25 protein-coding genes are annotated in these 20,685 nt (G+C 44.9%); 14 read left to right on the forward strand and 11 right to left on the reverse strand.

Features of this window, described 5'->3' with window-relative positions; genetic code table 11:
• Positions 1-137 precede the first annotated feature (137 nt).
• Positions 138-1,205 carry an NAD(P)/FAD-dependent oxidoreductase gene (locus tag CVD19_RS20395; RefSeq protein WP_101585025.1) on the reverse strand — a complete coding sequence of 356 codons (1,068 nt, stop codon included), beginning with the start codon at positions 1,203-1,205 and terminating at the stop codon, positions 138-140.
• A 252-nt stretch (positions 1,206-1,457) separates the two neighbouring features.
• Here CVD19_RS20395 and CVD19_RS20400 point away from each other — a divergent pair, with 252 nt between their 5' ends.
• Positions 1,458-1,697, forward strand: coding sequence for a YuzB family protein (locus CVD19_RS20400; protein ID WP_101585026.1), 240 nt, complete (start codon positions 1,458-1,460; stop codon positions 1,695-1,697).
• Positions 1,698-1,781: 84 nt separating this feature from the next.
• Here the strand turns inward: CVD19_RS20400 and CVD19_RS20405 are convergent, their stop codons facing one another.
• Complete coding sequence (locus tag CVD19_RS20405) at positions 1,782-2,480, reverse strand: DUF2225 domain-containing protein (protein ID WP_101585027.1); 699 nt, start codon at positions 2,478-2,480, stop codon at positions 1,782-1,784.
• Positions 2,481-2,749: 269 nt separating this feature from the next.
• Between CVD19_RS20405 and CVD19_RS20410 the strand changes: the two genes are divergently transcribed.
• A complete protein-coding gene (locus CVD19_RS20410) occupies positions 2,750-3,112 on the forward strand; it encodes a HesB/IscA family protein (RefSeq protein ID WP_101585028.1) in 363 nt (120 codons plus the stop codon).
• A gap of 39 nt (positions 3,113-3,151) precedes the next feature.
• Here the strand turns inward: CVD19_RS20410 and CVD19_RS20415 are convergent, their stop codons facing one another.
• On the reverse strand, positions 3,152-4,147 hold the full coding sequence (locus CVD19_RS20415; protein ID WP_101585029.1) for an NAD(P)/FAD-dependent oxidoreductase: 996 nt from the start codon (positions 4,145-4,147) through the stop codon (positions 3,152-3,154).
• A 393-nt stretch (positions 4,148-4,540) separates the two neighbouring features.
• Between CVD19_RS20415 and CVD19_RS20420 the strand changes: the two genes are divergently transcribed.
• The 5 genes from CVD19_RS20420 to CVD19_RS20435 all read left to right on the forward strand — a co-directional run bounded on the left by CVD19_RS20420 (position 4,541) and on the right by CVD19_RS20435 (position 8,070).
• On the forward strand, positions 4,541-5,767 hold the full coding sequence (locus CVD19_RS20420; protein ID WP_180953719.1) for an NAD(P)/FAD-dependent oxidoreductase: 1,227 nt from the start codon (positions 4,541-4,543) through the stop codon (positions 5,765-5,767).
• A 137-nt stretch (positions 5,768-5,904) separates the two neighbouring features.
• Complete coding sequence (locus CVD19_RS20425) at positions 5,905-6,387, forward strand: NUDIX domain-containing protein (protein ID WP_101585031.1); 483 nt, start codon at positions 5,905-5,907, stop codon at positions 6,385-6,387.
• Between the two features lie 156 nt (positions 6,388-6,543).
• Positions 6,544-6,672 (forward strand): YuiA family protein, encoded by a 129-nt coding sequence (locus tag CVD19_RS24985; protein WP_180953723.1) that lies wholly within the window; start codon positions 6,544-6,546, stop codon positions 6,670-6,672.
• A gap of 119 nt (positions 6,673-6,791) precedes the next feature.
• Positions 6,792-7,112 (forward strand): YuiB family protein, encoded by a 321-nt coding sequence (locus CVD19_RS20430; protein ID WP_101585032.1) that lies wholly within the window; start codon positions 6,792-6,794, stop codon positions 7,110-7,112.
• Positions 7,113-7,362: 250 nt separating this feature from the next.
• Positions 7,363-8,070: a 3D domain-containing protein gene (locus tag CVD19_RS20435; RefSeq protein WP_101585033.1), complete on the forward strand. Its 708-nt coding sequence runs from the start codon at positions 7,363-7,365 to the stop codon at positions 8,068-8,070.
• A 58-nt stretch (positions 8,071-8,128) separates the two neighbouring features.
• On the opposite strand, the gene CVD19_RS20440 is transcribed toward CVD19_RS20435, so the two are convergent.
• Entirely contained in the window at positions 8,129-8,905 is a 777-nt protein-coding gene (locus tag CVD19_RS20440; protein ID WP_101585034.1) for a cobalamin-binding protein, read from the reverse strand.
• Between the two features lie 232 nt (positions 8,906-9,137).
• Between CVD19_RS20440 and CVD19_RS20445 the strand changes: the two genes are divergently transcribed.
• The 6 genes from CVD19_RS20445 to CVD19_RS20470 all read left to right on the forward strand — a co-directional run bounded on the left by CVD19_RS20445 (position 9,138) and on the right by CVD19_RS20470 (position 14,136).
• Positions 9,138-9,518, forward strand: a complete 381-nt coding sequence (locus tag CVD19_RS20445; RefSeq protein WP_101585035.1) for a DUF309 domain-containing protein — start codon at positions 9,138-9,140, stop codon at positions 9,516-9,518.
• 60 nt (positions 9,519-9,578) lie between these two features.
• Positions 9,579-11,087 (forward strand): leucyl aminopeptidase, encoded by a 1,509-nt coding sequence (locus CVD19_RS20450; protein ID WP_101585036.1) that lies wholly within the window; start codon positions 9,579-9,581, stop codon positions 11,085-11,087.
• A 104-nt stretch (positions 11,088-11,191) separates the two neighbouring features.
• Entirely contained in the window at positions 11,192-12,361 is a 1,170-nt protein-coding gene (locus CVD19_RS20455) for a trans-sulfuration enzyme family protein (RefSeq protein ID WP_257985218.1), read from the forward strand.
• A gap of 290 nt (positions 12,362-12,651) precedes the next feature.
• Positions 12,652-12,840 (forward strand): hypothetical protein, encoded by a 189-nt coding sequence (locus CVD19_RS20460; RefSeq protein ID WP_101585038.1) that lies wholly within the window; start codon positions 12,652-12,654, stop codon positions 12,838-12,840.
• A 242-nt stretch (positions 12,841-13,082) separates the two neighbouring features.
• Complete coding sequence (locus CVD19_RS20465) at positions 13,083-13,691, forward strand: DedA family protein (RefSeq protein WP_101585039.1); 609 nt, start codon at positions 13,083-13,085, stop codon at positions 13,689-13,691.
• Between the two features lie 58 nt (positions 13,692-13,749).
• Entirely contained in the window at positions 13,750-14,136 is a 387-nt protein-coding gene (locus tag CVD19_RS20470) for a hotdog fold thioesterase (RefSeq protein ID WP_101585040.1), read from the forward strand.
• 204 nt (positions 14,137-14,340) lie between these two features.
• On the opposite strand, the gene mnhG is transcribed toward CVD19_RS20470, so the two are convergent.
• Genes mnhG through CVD19_RS20505 form a run of 7 tightly spaced genes read right to left on the reverse strand, consistent with a single transcriptional unit; the run spans position 14,341 to position 20,135 of the window.
• Complete coding sequence (gene mnhG / locus CVD19_RS20475) at positions 14,341-14,748, reverse strand: monovalent cation/H(+) antiporter subunit G (RefSeq protein WP_101585041.1); 408 nt, start codon at positions 14,746-14,748, stop codon at positions 14,341-14,343.
• A complete protein-coding gene (locus CVD19_RS20480) occupies positions 14,732-14,968 on the reverse strand; it encodes a Na(+)/H(+) antiporter subunit F1 (protein ID WP_374702912.1) in 237 nt (78 codons plus the stop codon). The genes mnhG and CVD19_RS20480 overlap by 17 nt, the downstream gene beginning before the upstream one ends.
• Before the next feature lie 47 nt (positions 14,969-15,015).
• Positions 15,016-15,492, reverse strand: a complete 477-nt coding sequence (locus CVD19_RS20485; protein ID WP_101585043.1) for a Na+/H+ antiporter subunit E — start codon at positions 15,490-15,492, stop codon at positions 15,016-15,018.
• Between the two features lie 6 nt (positions 15,493-15,498).
• Positions 15,499-16,977 carry a Na+/H+ antiporter subunit D gene (locus CVD19_RS20490; RefSeq protein ID WP_101585044.1) on the reverse strand — a complete coding sequence of 493 codons (1,479 nt, stop codon included), beginning with the start codon at positions 16,975-16,977 and terminating at the stop codon, positions 15,499-15,501.
• Positions 16,970-17,308, reverse strand: coding sequence for a Na(+)/H(+) antiporter subunit C (locus CVD19_RS20495; RefSeq protein ID WP_101585045.1), 339 nt, complete (start codon positions 17,306-17,308; stop codon positions 16,970-16,972). Before CVD19_RS20495 ends, CVD19_RS20490 begins: the two co-directional genes overlap by 8 nt.
• Complete coding sequence (locus CVD19_RS20500) at positions 17,308-17,730, reverse strand: Na(+)/H(+) antiporter subunit B (RefSeq protein WP_101585046.1); 423 nt, start codon at positions 17,728-17,730, stop codon at positions 17,308-17,310. Before CVD19_RS20500 ends, CVD19_RS20495 begins: the two co-directional genes overlap by 1 nt.
• On the reverse strand, positions 17,727-20,135 hold the full coding sequence (locus tag CVD19_RS20505) for a Na+/H+ antiporter subunit A (RefSeq protein ID WP_101585047.1): 2,409 nt from the start codon (positions 20,133-20,135) through the stop codon (positions 17,727-17,729). Before CVD19_RS20505 ends, CVD19_RS20500 begins: the two co-directional genes overlap by 4 nt.
• 206 nt (positions 20,136-20,341) lie before the next feature.
• Here CVD19_RS20505 and CVD19_RS20510 point away from each other — a divergent pair, with 206 nt between their 5' ends.
• Complete coding sequence (locus CVD19_RS20510; protein ID WP_101585048.1) at positions 20,342-20,560, forward strand: hypothetical protein; 219 nt, start codon at positions 20,342-20,344, stop codon at positions 20,558-20,560.
• Positions 20,561-20,685: the final 125 nt, after the last annotated feature.

Here is a 20,685-nt window from a genome sequence, read left to right on the forward strand (position 1 = left end):
AATTCACGTCACTAATTGCTTAATTGGTTTGATTTTTCGCTTAAATCACCCGGATTTTCGCTTAACTCAGTTTGCTAACAAAAAGCATTCCAATCTTATCTGGAATGCTTTTTGTTTTTAATATTAATTGGTGCATTTTATCCCCTATGATACTTATACATCCACAATATCCCCGATTTCAACAGCCTTGCGACCCGACCGGTGATGGCCCTGTCGGCGACGAACCCGAAGCCTTGTTTTTTGCCCAGGGAACCGAGCACGCCTTTCAATTTGATCGGCGGGAAGGATTCGGGCAGTTCTTCACCGTTCCAGCGCTTTAATAGTACTTCCACGATTTGTTCAGCCTGGCCCTCGGCCAGCTGGGCGCTGGGGGCATGGGGAAGGCTCGCACAATCCCCGACGACAAAAACATTCTCATGGCGAGGGATATGGTGCTGGGGAGTCAAGGCGACCCGGCCCATTTTGTCTTTTTCGACATCAAGGTCACGGACGATCTTATTGGCCTGGATACCTGCCGTCCACACGATTGCATCACATGGAATCGGCTCACCATGGTTGTACAGCAGATTTTCTTCAACACGGGTGATATTTGCATTGTTCACAATTTCGACCTCATGGGTATCAAACCAATTTTCCACATAAGTACTGAGCCGCTCTGAGAAATCTGACAATATATGGTTTCCCCGGTCGAATAATTTGATGTTTAAATCTTTCCGGCTTTCACTCAACTCGCTCGCTAGTTCAACACCACTTAAGCCTGCGCCGACAATTGCCACCGTAGAACCCGGTGCAAGGCTGATCAGCGCCTGATAGGTACTGCGTGATTTTTCAATTGTCTGGATGCTGTGAGTGAATTCTTCAGCACCAGGTACATTGTGGTATTTATCCTCACAGCCAAGGCCGATTACTAGGTCGTCGAAATCCACTGTTTCGTCATTGGAAAGAAGGACTTTGTTATCTTCCAGGCTGATGCCCTTCACTTCAGCGTACTTTACTTGAAGCCGGGGATGCTCGGGAAAGGAAGCCCGGACATCCTTGTCGGAAACCGTGCCTGCAGCCAGGGCATAATATTCTGTTTTTAAGCAATGATATGGAACACGGTCTATCAGCGTAATCTTTACATCTTCAGGCAATTCATTTGGCAGAAGGCGCTGGAGGATTCTCATTCCGCCATAACCGCCGCCAAGAATAACGAGATTTTTCATGCAAATTCCCCTCTTTATATCTGCTCATATGCTCGGTTCACATGGTGCTATGGAAGTTAACCGTTTCCACTCATATATAAAAATTATTTAAAAATAATAAATTATGCTATAAACCAATCTAATTATCATAAAAATTATATCGAAATTGTGACAAAATAACAACAATTATATAGGACGGTGAAGGCTGGCAGCGAACATTGACGCTGCCGGTAAAAAAAGGTACGATAAACAATTAGTAGAGAGGTGAAGGAAATGTTCAAGCCGATTATTGAATTCTGTATAAGCAATCTTGCAAGCGGCTCGCAAAGTGCTCTGGAGCGGCTTGAAAAGGATCCGAATCTGGACATTATTGAATACGGATGTCTCGGTTACTGTGGCAAATGTGCCCGTTCCTTATATGCTCTCGTAAACGGAGAGCCGGTTTCTGCTGATACACCCGAAAAACTGGTTGAGGAAATCTATAAATATCTGGATGAAAATCCTATGTTTTAAATACAATGGGAGCGGGGCCAAGTTACAGAATGTCTGTAATTTGATCCCGCTCTTTTCTTTATTCCCGACAGCCGGCATGATCGCTTACAACTGGCTACCCAATGCCTGCTGGTCTCTCACTTCCTGCCAGCGGTCCTTTGCCATTTGGATGATTTTTGGTTCAAGCGACTGCTTTTGTTTTTCAATGACTTTAGAAAAATAACGCTGGGCTTCCGACATGTTGAAAGTCCTGATATGCAACTCACCGATTAAATAGTACAGCCGTACTTCAGATACTTGCGTCCCTTTAAAATCATCGGCACTATAGGAGTCTACATACTCCTTCAGGGCTAGCTTTAGAAAACGCTGTTCCTGGGTTGTGTCTTTTTTTGAACGGTAAAGCCAGGCAAGCCTCATATATAGTCCAGCGGTAACGATATGCTTTTCATTTTTCAGGGTAGCGCAGTATACGCCAAGCTTATATGTCTTGATTGCGTCCGCAATGCTGCGCTCTGAATTGAAATCCTGCGGGACCCAATGGCCGCACACCTTATCATTAATTGAATCCTTTGTCCCGGGCGGGAAGTACCCGCTAAAATCATCGGTGAACGAATAACCGCAGCCAGGGCATACATTTATGTAATAAAGATTTGGGTCTGCCGCGGGGTTGGAATATGACGGGCAAAAATCAGTATCATAACCGGTCACCTTCACAAACCGAGAACGGATTTTTTTCGTGGTGAAGTACTTCCCACACATGATGCAGCTATACTTTTTATCGTAAAGCAATTCGATTTCAGCCATGATGGTCATCTCCTAAAAGTCCTGTTGCTCACTTACATCCATTATATCTTAATGCCTAATTTTCTGGTAAGAGAAAATTGATGAGGAGATGTGTTTACGTTCACTAAAATGAATCAGGGGCATTGGCTGCCACACTCGCAGATATGCAAGCCTCAACGCCGGGGGGAGTGCGGAGTGAATACATTAAATTAAGCTCGATTGGTTGAGCATTGGAAAAACTCTGTATATACTATAGGTAGTATCGAATTGATATGTGGGAGGTAATGGTAATGGAAGATACAGTTATCCTGACAGAAGCGGCAGCTCTGCAGGTTAAAGATATGATGAAGCAAAACGATGAGGAAGGATCTTTCCTGCGGGTGGCAGTGAAAGGCGGCGGCTGCAGCGGCCTGTCTTATGGTATGGGGTTCGCCCAGGAGCAGGAAGAAGGCGACAGCCAATTCGAACAGCATGGCATCAAGGTCCTTGTTGATAAGGAAAGTGCCCTTATTCTAAAAGGAACCAAAATAGACTTTAAACAATCTATGATGGGCGGGGGCTTCACCATAGACAACCCGAACGCAATCGCTTCCTGCGGCTGCGGTTCATCTTTCCGCACGGCGGTCAACGCCGGCAAACCGGAAGAATGCTAAAAAGCAAGGTCAATGACCTTGCTTTTTGCTTGCTCATATTTAGCTGAACATCGACGAGCTGTGAAGAGGCTGGATCTTCGCTTTTGGATCCATGTATGCTTTGGCGTTGTTCACAGCAGTTGGCGCTTCACCGAATCCGCATGCAATCAATTTTACCTTGCCATCATAAGTGCAAATGTCTCCGGCAGCATAGATCCCTGGGATGTTTGTTTCCATTTTCGAGTTGACAACGATGGAATTTTTCTGAATCTCGAGTCCCCATTCCTTTATCGGGCCAAGGGACGACACGAATCCGTAGTTGACGATGACTGCATCAACATCAAGGGTTTCTGTCTCATCACCATTGGCCGCTTTTAGGACTACCTGGCTGATCGCGTTTCCGTCGCCGATCAGTTCAGCCGGGACAAATGGTGTTTTCACTTGAGCCTTCGAGCTAAACAGATTTTCCACACTATGTTCATGTGCCCGGAATTTATCGCGCCTGTGGACGATGGTTACTTTTTCAGCGATCGGTTCGAGCATCAGTGTCCAGTCTACTGCTGAATCCCCGCCGCCAAAAACGACAACCTTCTTGCCAGCGAACTGGTTTAAATCATCTATAAAATAATGAAGATTTTTCCCTTCATATTGTGAACCATTTTCAAGCTCGATTCGGCGCGGCTGGAACGCTCCGTTGCCGGCAGTGATGATGATCGTTTTTGAAAAATGGACCTCTTTGTCAGTCGTCAGTTTGAATGAACCGTCTTCCTGCTTCTCCAATTTTTCGACGGATTGTTCAAGGACGACTGTCGGATCAAATTTAGCCATTTGCTCCTTGAGATTGTTAACCAGCTCCTGAGCCCGGACCTTCGGGAAGCCGGCCACATCATATATGTATTTTTCAGGGTAAAGTGCTGATAACTGTCCGCCTAATTGCGGAAGGCTTTCTATTATCTTGACAGACGCCTGTCTCATGCCGCCATAAAAAGCAGTAAACAATCCAGTTGGTCCCCCGCCAATGATTGTAATGTCATAAACCTTTTGATCTTCCTTCAACCCGGTATCCCCCTAACCATGTAGTAAAAATTACTCCAATTTTTATAATACCATAAAACATCGAAATAACTCACAATTATACTGGGAAGATTAATGGTGGAAAAGGATTTTCTGTTTCATTGAAGGGATCCGGAATTTTTTTAGGGTAAACAAGGTAAATTACCGGAAAATTCATAAACTTTTCTATCAAAATTATTTGGCTTGAAAAAGAATCGGAAAAAGAATATCATGTTAGATAGGAATATTGTTAAGATTTTGTGACAATTTCGGCACATTTTTTTGACTTTTTTAGTGAATAACATCACAAACTTTTCTTTTCGTCTAAAATATCATTTATTATGAGGCCAATATAAAAACAGCCAAAGACAACAAAATATTTCTGAAAAGGTGGAAGTGATCGTTTTGAGAAAGCCGAAGATCGTTATATTAGGAGCCGGGTACGGCGGTTTAGTCACAGCAACAAGACTTCAAAAATTAGTTGGAGTGAACGAAGCTGATATTACGCTTGTCAATAAACACGATTACCACTATGAAACTACATGGCTGCATGAAGCATCGGCAGGTACGCTTCACCATGACCGTGTAAGGTATGATATCCGTGATGTCATTGACCGCCACAAAATCGAATTCGTGCAGGGAACTGTGGAAGAAATCAAAACAGACGAGAAAAGGGTCATCCTCGAAAATGGCGACCTGACTTATGATTTCCTTGTAGTTGCCCTCGGTGCTGAACCGGAAACTTTCGGGATAAAAGGCTTGAAAGAGTATGCGTTCGCGATTGCCAACATTAACTCTGCAAGGCAGCTGCGCGAGCATATTGAATACCAATTCGCAACGTATAACACGGAAGCCGACAAAAAGGAAGACAGGCTCACCATTGTAGTTGGTGGTGCAGGTTTTACAGGTATTGAATTCCTTGGCGAACTGACTAACCGTGTTCCGGAGCTATGCCGTGAATATGATATCGATTTCCATAAGGTGAAAATCGTTTGTGTCGAAGCTGCTCCAATGGTATTGCCTGGATTCGATCCTGAGCTTGTCAGCTATGCGGTTTCCCAGTTGGAAAAGAAAGGCGTCGAATTTCGGATCGGCACCGCGATCAAGGAATGTACACCAGATGGAATTATTGTTGCAAAAGGCGAAGATACTGTTGAAGAAATCAAGTCAGGCACAGTGGTGTGGGCAGCCGGGGTACGCGGAAGTTCCATCATAGAAAAATCTGGCTTTGAAGCAATGAGGGGCCGTGTAAAAGTCCAGCCTGACCTCAGGGCTCCAGGACATGAGGATATTTTTATCATTGGCGACAGCTCATTAATTATTAATGAAGAAATTAACCGTCCATATCCTCCAACAGCCCAAATTGCGATGCAGCAGGGAGAAGTTTGTGCAAGAAATGTCGCAGCCCTTATCCGTGGTAAACAAGAGCTTGAAACATTCACTCCTGATATTAAAGGAACGGTTTGTTCCCTCGGTGAGGACGATGCTATCGGTGTCGCGTTTGGCAAGAAAATGACCGGCACTAAAGCATCATTCATGAAAAAAATGATTGATAACCGTGCGCTGTTCTTGATTGGCGGCCCATCTCTTGTCCTTAAAAAAGGAAAATTCAACTTCTTTTAATAAACAAGCTCTCTCATGCCTGAACCGGCTGTCGGGATGACCCGGCAGCCTTTTCATATAGAATCGAATAGGCTGTTTTCGACTCTTATTCTGCAATTCTGATAAAATGAACAGAAAAAGAATATAGGTGGGTCTATATGAAAAAGCGCGAAAATGTGTGGGTGGGCGTTGCCGGGCTAGTTATGTCCCCTGATGGCCAATGGCTGGTCGTGAAGAAAAAATATGGCGGGCTAAAAGGCTACTGGTCACTGCCGGCAGGTTTTGTAGATCCAGGGGAAACGGCGGATCAGGCAGCAGTCAGGGAAGTGTTTGAGGAAACAGGAGTACAAAGCATCGTTAAAGGCATGATCGGTTTGAGAACAGGAGTGATCAAGGGTGAAATTAGCGATAATATGATTTTATTTCAGCTGGAGCCTTTGGAAAAACAGATTATCACTGTACAGGAAAATGAACTTTTCGAGGCAAAATTCATGCATCCAAATACTTTAGTTAAAGAGAAAAAAGCCTCAGTCATGCTGCAGTATTTGCTCCAATTAACCGATTCGCCTGTAAAGCCGGAGATCAATGGGATCAATCCCGGGGACCAATTTCAATACACCATATATAAACTATTTTTATAATTTTCTGAAATTTAAAGAATGATAAAGATTAACGGAGAATTTGTACTGTGTATCCGTTTACATAGGCCTTTTTTCGCAGAATTTCGGACTTTCCTTTCGATAAGCCTTTCTGCTATATTATCAGAACATTCAATTCTTTTAGGGAGAGGGTATATGATGACAACAAAGACGATTGAAACGAAAGAATGTCCATATTGCTCAGGAAAAGGTTATTTTCAATTATTATTGGGCGGTTCGGAAACTTGTTCATGCTGCGGCGGCTCAGGCAAGCAGAAAAATCACTAAAAACTTCGCGGATGGCGGAGTTTTTTATTTTTTAACCCATGGGTGCCGCATTTCTGCTAATTGACTCCCCCATGTACATTCAGTACACTAGGAATTGATGTGATACAGGGGGAATTTTCATGCTTTCTATTGCTGAGTTAATTATTTCAATGCTCTTATTTTTTGTCTTATTCTTTGGTATCGGCTTTTTGTTGAACATGCTGTTGAGGATGTCATGGATTATGGCTGTCATTTATCCGCTTGTGACGATTTTTATCGTTGACAAGGTCAGGCTTACGGAATATTTTACAAACAGCAGCCATGCTTTTTCCGAGCTCAGCCACGGTTTCTCCAGGCTTGCCGTCGCTGATATCCTTATACTCGGCAGCGGAATGGCGGGTGCAATTGTTGCCGGACTTGTTATTAAACTTCTACGGAAAAAAGGATATCAAATGTTTTAAACCTTCATGCCGAAGGTTTTATTTTTTTGCCACAATTGAAAGAAGAGCGGGTTCTTAAAGAGAGAACCCGCTCTTTGCATTTTCTCCACGTTCATTTCTGCAAACTTTCATAGAATGGTGACACTCTTGGACTGCCAGAGTGATGTCTTCCTCCCAGTGTCGAATGGGCCTTATGCCTTATTTTCCGCTCCTTTATGAATATTTTTTCTTAACAAGGGAAATGAATAGCTTTGGGAGGAGTGAAAATTACATGAAATTTTTATCTGTAATGGTGAGGCGCTCAATCATGGCGGTTCTTTTTGTCACCGCACTTTTGACCACCTATCAGACCATTTCTGGCGTAGAAGCAAAAACAATCGCTTCTTCTGCGGCCGGGGAACAGGCTGAAAACAGCGTTGACTCAATTTTTGAACATAACAAGAAATCTATTGGACTCGCGTTTAAGATTTTGAAAAAAATGCCCGTGTTTAAAACCGAGATATCTTCGAGTGAAGAGGTGGCAGGTCCACCGCCAAAACTGGAAGAAACGATCAATTTCTCGAAGTATCCGAAGAAAACAATCGTTGCAACAGGCTATACAGCTGGTGTTGAATCAACTGGTAAATCACCAGGCCACCCGGAATACGGGATTACATACTCAGGAGTAAAAGTAAAAAGAGACTTATATTCAACGGTAGCTGCCGATCTAAACATATTCCCGATCGGAACGGTTTTGTGGATTCCGGACTATGGGTTTGGAGTCGTAGCGGATAAAGGCGGGGCCATCAAAGGGAATAAAGTTGACCTTTATTACGATACTGTTAAGGATGTGTACGAGCAGTGGGGCAAGAAAACCCTTGAGGTTTATGTAATCGAGGAGGGTGACGGCACTCTGACTGAACAAAGGCTGCAAGCCCTGAACGAAAACAAATCCATGCGGGTGTTCCGCCAGCAGTACATAGGCCAAAAAAAATCTTAGCTTCATAAATTAAAAGGCAAATCCCAACTTGGATTTGCCTTTTACGTTGTATAAAATGCTACATGTGAAAGCGGCTCCGGACCAGGCGCGACAGCTTTTCCAGCCCATCGAGCAGCCGGGGTGACGGCCGGCAGTAGAGCTCTTCCTCGAGGACCACTATCCGTCCATCATCCAGGCCAAGCTTTTCAAAGGCAGGCCTTTTTTTTACCAACTCTATATTGATTTTATCCTGCCTCACACCCACCCAGGCAAGGCATATCATATCAGGCTTGCGGCTCACCACATCATCCCAGTCTGTCTGCACACTGGCCAGTTCGACATCGTCAAAAATGTTTCTGGCTCCAGCGGCTTCTGATATTTCTGTCAGCCAGTTGATCTGTCCCGGTGTAAAAATAGGCTTTGGCCACCATTCCCAGTAAAGGGAAGGCGGTTTTCCCGCTGCAAGGCTTTTTTGTTTTATTGAAGCAAGCCTCGATCGAAAAAGCTTCTCTGCCTCCAAACCTTTCTCCTGGATATTCAGCGCTCGTGCTGTTAAAACCAGATCCTCTGCAATGTCTTCCAATGACTGGGGATTTAACACAATATGGGGTATCCCCCGCCCAACTAAAGCATCTACATTCTTTTCCATGCCTGGAACACTTAAAGATGCGAGGACAAGGTCAGGCTTCAATTTTTCGACACGGTCCATATCAATTGACAGGTCTGGCCCGAGCCTGGGGAGGCCGTTGATGGAATCAGGCCAGTCTGAATAATCGTCCACTCCGACAAGCCACTCGGCCACCCCGAGATAGGTAAGAACCTCTGTATTGCTTGGGCATAATGATATAACTCTCATCGTCACACCTATTTTCTGTATTTAAATAGTAAAGGGCTAATACTAGAAGAATGCCGCTAAAAGTCCCCAAAAAACTTCAATCGGCTTTGTGCCTCAGCTCTTATCAATTTGTTTGCATAAAATGGAGATCCATTCCATAAGTAATACCCTGGGAAACTAGAATCGTTACAGGAATTATCGTACTTTGCTAAGATTAAAGATATCCGGTTTAGTTTTACAGGGGTGAATCGCAGTGCAGGATTTTCCAATAGAATACTACGAGTTCTATATAAAATTCAACGAAGGTGACTATTACACATGCCATGACCTGCTCGAGGAGATGTGGATGACCGACAAAAGCAACTATTTTTTAAAAGGGCTGTTGCAAATGACCGTTTCCCTGTATCACTACGGATACGGGAATGTGAAAGGGGCTCGCTCAATGATGAGGGCCGCCCACGAATACCTGCAGGACTACCGTCCGAAGCATTGGGGGCTGGACGTTGAAAAAGTCTATCCATTTATAGAGCAATGCCTCCTCATTATTCCAGAGGATGTGGACCGGGTCCCGTTCGGCAGTGTTCAAACGTTGCCCCCTCTGCCCGAATTATTTTTGTATCTGGAAGATGATTAGGGATTCGAACTAAATTCGGATTAAGGCTATAATGTATTTATATTTTCGGAGGTGGATCATTTGTTTAATGTAAACGAAGCTTTTAATTTCAACAACAAACATGAGTGTCTTGTAATCGGAATTTTTAACAGGACTGCAGGCTTTAAAGGTGTTCTTGGGGAAGCAGACAGCATATTTGAAGGACATCTCGCTCATATGGTTAAGAGCGGTGATATCGCGACAAAACCAAAAACAATCTCAAAAATATACACGTTCGGAAATACAGGGGCAAAAAGGCTATATTTTGTCGGGCTTGGGAAAGAGAAAGATTTTTCCTTTGAGCTGTTAAGAGAAGCGTTCGGGCGGCTGTTCAAAACGGTCAGCCAGGATAAATTGCCGGAAGTCGCTGTTCATCTTGATACATTTACAGGAGGCAACGTGAGTTCCCTGGATGCTGCCCATGCGCTAAGTGAAGCGTTGGCGCTTTCTACATATGAATTCGAAGGCTATAAACAAAAATCAAATGAACCAGAAACAACACTGGATGATGTCACAGTGTACAGCAGCCAGCCAGAACAAAATGATATTCAAACGGCCCTTGCAGTCGGATATGCATATGGCACTGGGACGAATTCGGCCCGGACTCTCGTCAATCTTCCGGGAAATATGTTAAAAGCCTCCGATATGGCTGAATACGCGACAAATTTGGCTGACAAGTACGGGTTTGAAGCAGAAATCCTCGAGAAGGAAGACATCCAGAAGCTTGGAATGGGTGCGTTCCTTGCGGTGAACCAGGGATCAGCCGAGCCGCCGAGAATGATCGTATTAAAATATCAGGGCAAAGAGGAGTGGACTGACGTCATCGGTCTTGTAGGCAAGGGCATAACCTTCGATACAGGCGGCTATTCCATCAAAACGAAGGACGGCATTGTCGGCATGAAAACCGATATGGGTGGTGCAGCAGCCGTCCTTGGTGCGATGGAAATCATCGGTGAGCTGAAGCCTGAGCAAAACGTCGTCGCGGTCATTCCTTCAACTGATAACATGATCAGCGGCTCTGCCTTTAAGCCGGATGATGTGATTACATCCATGAGCGGCAAAACGATAGAAGTGCTGAATACGGATGCCGAAGGCCGGCTTGTTCTGGCTGATGCTGTCACATATGCAAAGCATCACGGAGCTGACTATCTTGTTGACGTAGCTACACTGACTGGTGGTGTCATTGTCGCACTCGGTACGGAAACAACAGGTGCAATGACCAATGATGAAGCACTGTTTGAACAGGTGCTGGAAGCCTCCAATGAAGCTGGGGAACCGATTTGGCGCCTGCCGCTGTTCGAAAAAGACAAGGAGCGGGTGCGCAGCAGCAAGATTGCTGATTTAAATAATTCACCTGGCCGCGAAGGCCATGCCATCATGGCAGGAGCTTTTATTGGAGAATTTGCGGAAGGCACTCCATGGGTGCATCTCGATATCGCCGGCACCGCCACGTCCAAAAAAGAGTCCGACCTTGGCCCTTCAGGTGCTACCGGGGTAATGGTGCGTACCCTTGCATTGCTGGTAGAAAGGTTTGAACCGGCAAATTATTAGGATAAGGCCCCCTTCTAACAGTGAATAATAGCTATATGGCTTACAGAGTTTTAAAGCACTATCATTGTGCCTCCGTAGGCAATATTTTATATGGAGGGCCCGAGGTGTGCTACGATTCTTTTTCCAGAGATGAAGACATATGCATTCATTACGCTGATGAACCTCATCGTTTTGGTGGAGCCTTGTTTCCGCCTGTATATAATAATACATTGTTTGTGTATCCCGACTTCGAGGGTTTGGCGCGGGCTGAGGCGGACCAGCAGCACAATTATGTTTACCGCCGGGGAAAAAACCCGACCGTGGCCGCCGCGGAAAAGAAATTGGCAGCATTGGAACAGGGGGATCAATGTACTTGTTTTGCATCAGGGATGGCAGCGATAAGTGCAGCGCTCATGAACAGTACCACTACCGGGGACCATGTTTTATGCGTGGGGCATATTTATCCTACAACACTTAAGCTGCTATCCTATTTGCAGAAATTTGGGGTTGAATATTCAATCATCTATTCCACTAACCTGGAAGAGATTGAAAAAGCGATAACGGCCAAAACAACGGCTATCTTTGCAGAAACTCCATCCTACCTGAATCTGAGACTGCTCAATTTGAAGGGGATTTCCAAAATAGCCGGACAACATGGTATCAGGACAATCGTAGACAATACATGGGCAACCCCTCTATATCAAAAACCGCTAACAATGGGCATTGATATTGTAGTCCATTCCGCCTCCAAATACCTGGGCGGCCATAGTGATTTGATGGGAGGGGTAGTCATTACCAGTAAATCAATAATGGAAAAGTTGTTTGCGGAGGAATATTTGCTTCACGGCGGAATTATGCCGCCATCTGAGGCTTCGAAATTGATTGCAGGCATCAAGACCTTGCCGGCAAGAATGAGAGTCCATCAAGAGAACGCAATGAAAGTTGCCCAATTCCTTCAGTCACATCCCTCTGTCAGCGCCGTCCATTACCCGGGCCTGCCGTCACATCCTGATTATGAGCTGGGCAAAGCACAGCTGAGAGGATATTCAGGATTGATGAGCTTCGAATTAAAAAATGCGGCGTATGAGGGAATCAAGCAGGTGATCAGTAAACTGGAGGTTTTTCAGATCGGCGTTTCATGGGGCTCAGCTGAAAGCCTTGTCTGGTCTCCGAACTATGGGAACAATGTGAAAAAACTTCAGAAGGAACATATCAGCCCGGGGTTGATCCGCCTGGCGGTCGGCCATGAAAACGGGGCAAACCTTATCGCTGATTTAAACCAGGCATTGGCTTAGGCCAGATGTGATGGAAAGTTTGTACGGCAAGTGGTTATTTGCCGTACAAATATGCATTAGCTTCGCTCAATCCAGGCTCAATCCGGTATGGCAGCACATTTGAAAGGCATGCGGTTGAGGCCGTACGAGTCTTCATAAGCGTTGGCATAACCCGATCTGGAAGAACGTTTGTAAGGGTGTGCCACGGGGGAATTTTCTATGTCCGGTGTGGCTTGGCTGGGTGAAAACCCCACTCATAATCATGGGTTTCCGCATATTAGTAGTGTAGGCAGGGAAAGGAGGAAACCCGAATGAATAATTTGAGAAGGCCATATTATGGGGGCAGCCGGTTCTTCTGGGGCGCGCCGTTTATTGGAGGATTGCTCGGGGGCTTGGTGGGCAGTGCTTTGTTTTATCCGCGCCCATTCTATCAGTATCCATACTATCCGCCATATGGCGGTTTTGGGCCTTATGGTTATGGCTACGGATACCCGTATTAATAGAAAATATACACAAAAAACAGCTCGCTCGGGCTGTTTTTTTATGCTGGCGAAATTTAATTTGGCCTTGATGCGGAGCTCATGAGGCACTATATCTTAAGTTTCGACTCGTGTAGGGCTACCGAAGTATTTTCAATGATTAAAATCTAAAAAAAGAGGGCAAAGGGAAGGAAACATAGAACTCATACAGAAATATACTTATTAAATACGCCTTCCAAATGATAACGAAGGGAGGAATGGCGGTGGACTTGGATATCATTTTAAATGTCATTGAAGACAACGGTTATATCGGACTGTTTTTATGGCTGTGGTTCGGGATTTTTGGCGTTCCGATTCCAAATGAAATGATCATTATGACAGTGGGCCTTGCCTCGTCCATGAAAGCCATGAATCCGTTTATCGCTTTCTTCGTTACTTACGCGGGAATCACCGCCGCCGTGACTACGTCGTACATACTCGGCCGGCTGCTGGGCAGGCGCCTGTTAAAAGTTTTACAGAGGCGGAAACGATTTGCCCATACGATTGAGTCTTCATTGAAGCTGATGGAAAAACACCACGCCTTTTCACTGTCATTAAGCTACTTTATCCCTGGAGTGAGAAATTTTCTGCCGCTTTTGTACGGTTTCAGCAGGCTCTCTTTCAAAACCTTTGCCGTGTTTGCTTATTCAGGCGCTTTAGTATGGCTGGCCATTGTCTTTACATTGGGATATTTATTCGGAGACAATATAGGAGCAATAGAAAAATACGGCAAGGAATTGTTTTTAATGGCTATACTTACTGGAATTGCAGGTTTCATTGCCATTAAAATAATCCGAAAGAAACGGGAAAAGGTGAAAGTGTTCGACGGTTGATGATATGGCGCAGCCTGCAGTAAGAACAATATCTATATTCAATAGGGGAGGATATCAAATGGATGTAAATAATACATTGATAGGTGCGCTCGGGATTGAAATTACGGAGCTGCAAAAAGGAAAGGTAACCGCTACGATGCCGGTTGACAACAGAACGAGGCAGCCTTTTGGATTGCTCCACGGCGGTGCTTCTGTTGCGCTGGCTGAAACGGTGGCAAGCGTCGGTGCTTTTGAATTGGTCGACAAAGACACCGAGGCCGTCGTCGGCCTTGAAATCAATGCGAACCACATCCGTGCCAAGAAGGATGGTGTCGTTACCGCAGTTGGCACAGTGCTGCACCAGGGCAGAACAACCATGGTTTGGGATATAAAGATTTCCGATGAAGAGGGTAAGCTTATCTGTGTATCAAGGTGCACGATGGCCGTCATCAAAAGGAAAAGCTAAAAGCAGCTGTTGCAGCTGCTTTTTTTGACAGCCAGGTTTTCTGTGAAGCTAAACGGAGATAATCCCGGCCCACTTTCATGGAAAAACCTCAGTCACAGCTTAACTATACGCCTGCATCTGCCAGGAGGTTATGGAAAAAATGAATTTCAAAGATATGTAAACTGCATTGGTACAACCTTGCAAAACAAAAAGCGGTCAGGAAAACTAAGGCTGCGACTTTGTGTCCGCCTCGCGGGGTTCGCAAGCAGGCAAGTGTTCTTTACTGTTTTGAACAAGCCGATGTTCTCTTAAGTCATCCTGTACGCTATGGCCCCACAGCTTTACTCCTGAATTGTAGGCGGCCCTGCTTATCAGATGGCCGGCAACAGGAGACGTCAGGAAGATAAAGGAAATCGCAAGAATAAGTCTTGCGTCGGCGTACCCTTCCTCTGTATAAAAATAAAGAAAAGCACCGAGCAGCACAAGCATGACTCCCATTGTGGCACTTTTGGAAGCTGCATGGTTCCGGGTATAGACATCAGGAAGCCTGATTAACCCAAACGCTGTTACAAGGCTTAACAAAGCTCCAGTTACAACACAGCATCCAACAATTACTCTAACTATCTCGATCATTTTCTATGATAACCCCCTTTTCCAGATATTTTGAAAAGGCCACCGTTCCTATGAAAGCGAGGATTCCGAGCAAAAGAATGATATCCAAAAACGCGCTTGTTTTGAGCAGGATCGATACAAGTGCGATGATGGAGATGAGATTAATGCCGATTGAATCAAGGGCGACTACCCTGTCAGGAACAGATGGCCCTTTTATGACTCGGTAGATCAACCCAAGCATCGAGAGGGATATGAAGAAAAGCGAAATCGTAATAATCGTTTCAAACATCACCTGCTCACCTCCATAATTGCCACCTCAAATGAATCCTTGATGCTTTTAATGGATTGCTCCGCATCGTCGATGTCCATGGCATGAACATAGAGAATTTTATTATCAGCTGAAACATCCACTACAAGTGTACCAGGAGTCAATGTAATTAAATTTGCGAGTATCGTTATTTCCCAATCTTCGGTAAGGTCTGTCGGGAGCGCAAAAATGCCGGGCTTGATATCGAGTTGCGGCTTCAAAATGAGTTTCAGGACCGCGATATTCGATAAGACCAGTTCCCTCATAAAGATATACAATAAATTCAGCACAGCGGTAACGCGGTGAACATAAAACCTTGATTTAAAAAAGCGCCTGAATGTATAAATGATGAGCAGGCCCAGCAAATATCCGACGAAAAACGCAGCCGGGTCGTAGGAGCCTTGGAGAAACATCCATATAAACGCAAGAATGAAGTTTAATAATATTTGGAAAGCCATGGCCCACTACTCCTTTAAAACTGCATTGATATAAATTTCCGGATTGGTCAACGTTTCGGCTGCCTTGGAAATGAACGGATAAACCGCTTCCGTTCCCAAACCGTACATTACAGCCAAAGTAACCAAAAGCACTGGGGAAATGAGCAGCCATTTAACAGGTGCTTCTTTGTGCTCGTATGCCCGCACCGGACCCCAGAACCCATTAATGAAAATTTTCATTACCGAGAACAGGACAAACAAACTGGACATCAAAACTATCCCCGCCCCCCAGTAGTCCCCGCTGGCGAATCCGGAACGGACAATCAGGAGTTTGCCGGGGAAACCGCTTAATGGAGGAATTCCGGCAAGCGCGAGCGCCGCAATGAAAAACGTCCAGCCCAGGCCGGGGTAATTCCTGAGCAATCCGCTGATTTTACGGAGATTGCTTGTGCCTGTTATTTTAATCATGATTCCTATCAGCATAAATAAGGCTGCTTTTATAATCATGTCATGTATTAAATAAAAAATCGAACCTGATAACGATTCTTCGGTGGAAACTGATACTCCAAAGGCGATGACTCCGATAGCAATGATGACATTGTAGATAATAATGTTTTTGATGTCCCAATAAGCTACTGCTCCAATGATTCCGGCAACAATCGTAAGGACCGCGAGAATCTGGAGCAATCCGAATGTATACCCGGTATCGTGATAGAAAAATAAAGTGTAAGTCCGCATAATTGAATAGACCCCGACTTTTGTAAGCAATGCGCCAAACAGGGCCATTACCGGCGCAGAAGGGGCATAATATGACCCGGGCAGCCAGAAATATAACGGAAAAATCGCTCCCTTGATGCCAAAGACAATTAAAAATAAAACAGCAATGACTGTTATGATTCCAGGCTGTCCGATTTGGCTGATCCTTACCGATATATGTGCCATATTAAGGGTCCCGACAACTGAATACAAATATGCTACCGTAATGACAAACAGTGCCGATGAAATGACATTTACAAGGATGTATTTAATTGATTCACGCAGCTGGATTTTTGTGCCTCCCAGGACGAGCAGCACATAGGAAGACATCAGCATAACTTCAAAGAATACGAACAGGTTAAAAATATCGCCGGTTGTAAAAGCCCCGTTTACCCCCACAATCAGGAATTGAAGAACGGGGTAGTAATAAAATCTTTCCAGCTCCTCACCTATCGACCAAAATGAATAGAGCACGCAGGCAAAAGCAATGATGCTTGTCGAAAGCACTAAAAGCGCGGATAGGGTGTCGGATACGAGTGTAATCCCGAAAGGCGCTTCCCAATTGCTTACATTCAACGTCTGGATGCCCTCGTGAAACACCTTGTCAACGAGCACCACAGAAGCCGCAACGGTAAACAGTGATCCGGCCAATGAAATTCCCCGGTTTGCTGCTATGTTCTTTCTGAAAAATATAAGGGAAATTCCCGTTAGCAACGGGATCAATATAGGCAAAATTAGCAGATTACTCATTTCCTTCTTTTCCTCTCAAACGGTCCGTATTGTCGGTTCCTAATTCCTGGTACGCCCGGTAGGCAAGTACCAGGAAAAACGCAGTGACACCAAAGCTGATAACGATGGCTGTTAAAATCAACGCCTGAGGAAGCGGATCGACATAAGGTGCTTGTTCGCTAAGCAGAGGCGCCGCCCCCTTTTTCAAGCCCCCCATTGTTAAAATGAGCAGATGGGCTCCGTGGCTCAACAGGCCGGTACCAATAATAATCCGCAGCAAGCTTTTTGAAAGCATTAAATAGGTAGCCGACATAAATAAGATCCCGATTGCAAAAGCCATGAATATTTCCATTATTCACTCTCCCCTATCGTCTGAATGATTGTCATCGTAACCCCTATGACGAGGAGAAACACTCCTGTATCGAAAAGGACCGCAGTATGGAGCGAGGTCTTCCCAAGAATCGGAAGGTTTACGTACCCGAATACGTGCGTCAGGAACGGCAGATCGACAACGAGTGCTCCCAACCCTGTACCGACAGAGAAAAGTAAACCAATTCCGATTAGCTTCTTGTAATCTACCGGCAGAATTTTGCCGACAGTTTTGATATCAAAAGCGAGAAGCAGCAGCACGATTGCCCCTGACGTCATTAATCCCCCGACAAAGCCGCCACCTGGGTGGTAATGCCCGGCGAAAAACAAATGGATCGAGAACAGGATAATCACAAACAGGATAATCTTTGACACTGTCTGCAGTATAAGATCATTTGTTTTCATCCTTCGTCTTTCCCCCTTGTTAGCCGAAGCTTGACCATTGTATATATTCCAAGCGCGGCAATTCCAAGCACACAAATTTCAAACATCGTATCAAAGCCGCGGAAATCAACGAGAATGACATTGACCATATTTTCTCCGCCTGCTTTTTTGTACGTATTTTCCACATAATAATCGGCTATCGTATCGAAATATTTCTGGCTGTGGGCGGAAAGGGCAATTATGGTCACTATGGCACCAACTCCAACCGACACAACTGCATTGATCAGCTTAAACGTGATTCGTTCTTCATTCCTGTTGAGCTTCGGCAAATGGTAAAAGCAAAGCAGAAACAACGAAACAGAGACTGTTTCAATCACCAGTTGGGTCAAAGCCAGGTCAGGAGCCCGGAACAGCACGAAAAACAGGGCTACAGTGTACCCGATGGCGCCCAGGAGGATAATGGACGTCAAGCGGGATTTTGCAAACAGAATGCTCACTGATGCAACTGCAACAATGATCACAAGCACGACTTCATTAAACCGGACAGGTGCAAGATCTGCCGTGTCCAGTTTGAATGCATTTTTGACGAGGATCGTGGTTGCAAGGACCAAAATGAAGAAAGAAAAAATATAGATAAGATATGTCCGGATAAAGCCGTTCATATAAGCACGTGTGATGGCTCTTGAACCTGTTTGCAGCTTTTCCACCATCAAATCGTAAAGCCGGTTCAGTGACAGCCATTCTGGAAAAACCCTATAAACTATTGTCCATTTCGGCAAAGTCAGAAAAAGAAGTGTGCCAACAACAATTACACCAATCGTCATAAACAATTCTGGTGTATAGCCGTGCCAGAATGAAATGTGGACGTGAAACTCCTCTCCTTGCTCTAACAATCCTGGCATGACAGCAGCCATTGCCGGAGAAATCAAATTATGGGAGAGAATATTGGGAAACAGGCCAAATACAATCACCAGAGATGCAAGAATGAAAGGCGGGAGAAGCAACCCGAGAGGCGCTTCATGCGGTTTGACCGGCAGTTTTTCCGGCTGGAGCTTCCCTGTGAAAGTTTTAAATAATAGGACCATGCTGTAGAGAAAAGTGAAAACACTAGCAATCCAGGCAAGGACAGGAAAAAGGATTCCCCAAGTCTCAAAATTAAAGATATCTAATTCAGCTGCCCGAAGCATGCCTGAGAAGAACATTTCTTTACTGAGAAACCCGTTAAAAGGCGGCAATCCCGCCATCGAAAAAGTCCCTGTCAATGCGATGGTAAATGTAATCGGCATTAGGGTTGCAAGGCCCCCGAGCCTTCGGATATCCCGTGTGCCTGTTTCATGGTCAATTATGCCTGCAACCATAAACAGGCTCCCCTTGAAGGTGGCATGGTTAATTAAATGGAAAATGGCGGCAGAAACGGCAACCGTATAAAAACTGTCCTTAAACTCTGCATAATGAAGCGCAGCCGCGCCGACACCAAGCAACGACATAATCATGCCCAACTGGCTTACGGTTGAATAGGCAAGCAGCCCTTTAAGGTCGGTCTGTTTGACGGCAGAAACGGAGCCCCACAGCAGGGTGGCAATGCCAAAGCCTGCCACAAGCCATATCCAGTAACCTGACTGGGCAAATACAGGTGTCATTCGTGCCACCAGGTAAATGCCTGCTTTCACCATTGTTGCTGAATGTAAATAGGCACTGACAGGCGTCGGCGCCTCCATGGCATCCGGCAGCCAGATATGGAAAGGAAATTGCGCCGATTTTGTAAAAGCACCTATCAGAAAACATATTAACGCCGGAACAAACAGAGCATGGCCGGACACTGCATGGGCCTTTGAAATGGCCTCAGAAATGCTGAACGTCCCAGTAATAAGATAAAGAAGAAGCATGCCTCCAAGCATGGCCAGGCCGCCGAAGACGGTAATCAGCATTGATTTCTGTGCACCATAACGGGATCCTTCTTTTTGGTTCCAGTACCCGATCAACAGGAAAGAAGAGAAGCTTGTAAGCTCCCAGAACGTATAAAGCACAATCATGTTGTCGGATAAAACCAGACCAAGCATGGCCCCCATGAATAACAACAAGTATATGTAAAAGCTGTTAAGCTTTTCTTTGTCACGTGACAGATAGAATACCGAATATAGTATCACAAGGGCGCCAATTCCTGAAATGAGCAGTGCGAACAATAATGAAAGCCCATCTGCCCGGGCTGTAAAATTAACACCGAGTGAAGGAATCCACTGTACGGTCTCCGTTATTGATTCTCCATGTTTTATTTGGTCTACGAACCTGAGAAAGTAGATAAACAATAAAATCGGCAGCGGCAGGACAAACCAGCCGGTATGCACTCGATGGACATACTTATACAGAAATGGAATAAAAATTGATAATAACAATGGCGATATGATCGCAATATGAAGCAAAGACAAATTAAATCCCTCCTCTTTCGTCAGTCATATGAATTTTACTCTATCTAGATATTCCCAAAAGGCATCGAATTTAGAACTAACAGGCCCTCCATGAACCAGGTTGCGATTTTGGCGTTGAAATTCTAATGAACCGGGATCATCTGTTCAATTTAATGAATAAAAGATTGTTTATTAATCCATACTGCCCGTAGGATGGTGGTATAAAAATGGTGCATAAATGGGCAGTCTGTGGCTTGGTGCTCCTGATCATGCTGGCAGGTGCATGGACTTTGGAAAAACAAGGAACAAACGAGCCGAAAATACAAAACAACGTTACTCTAACCGTTCAGGATGCCAGACCCGGAAGCCATGAGCATACAGTATTCATGCCAAGGGAGTATGTAAAGATTATAGATGTACCAAATGACCATATTTTCATAAAATAATGAAACGGGCCTGATTTATATCAGGCCCGTTTTTTTAAATGGACAGAAAGGGGCCTTAGTGACAGGCTCCTCCATCAAAAAGTGTATTTTTTTATCTATACTATAGAAAAAGCAGCTGGATGTAA

The sequence above is a fragment of the Bacillus sp. T33-2 genome (assembly GCF_002860205.1).
Lineage (GTDB): Bacteria > Bacillota > Bacilli > Bacillales > Cytobacillaceae > T33-2.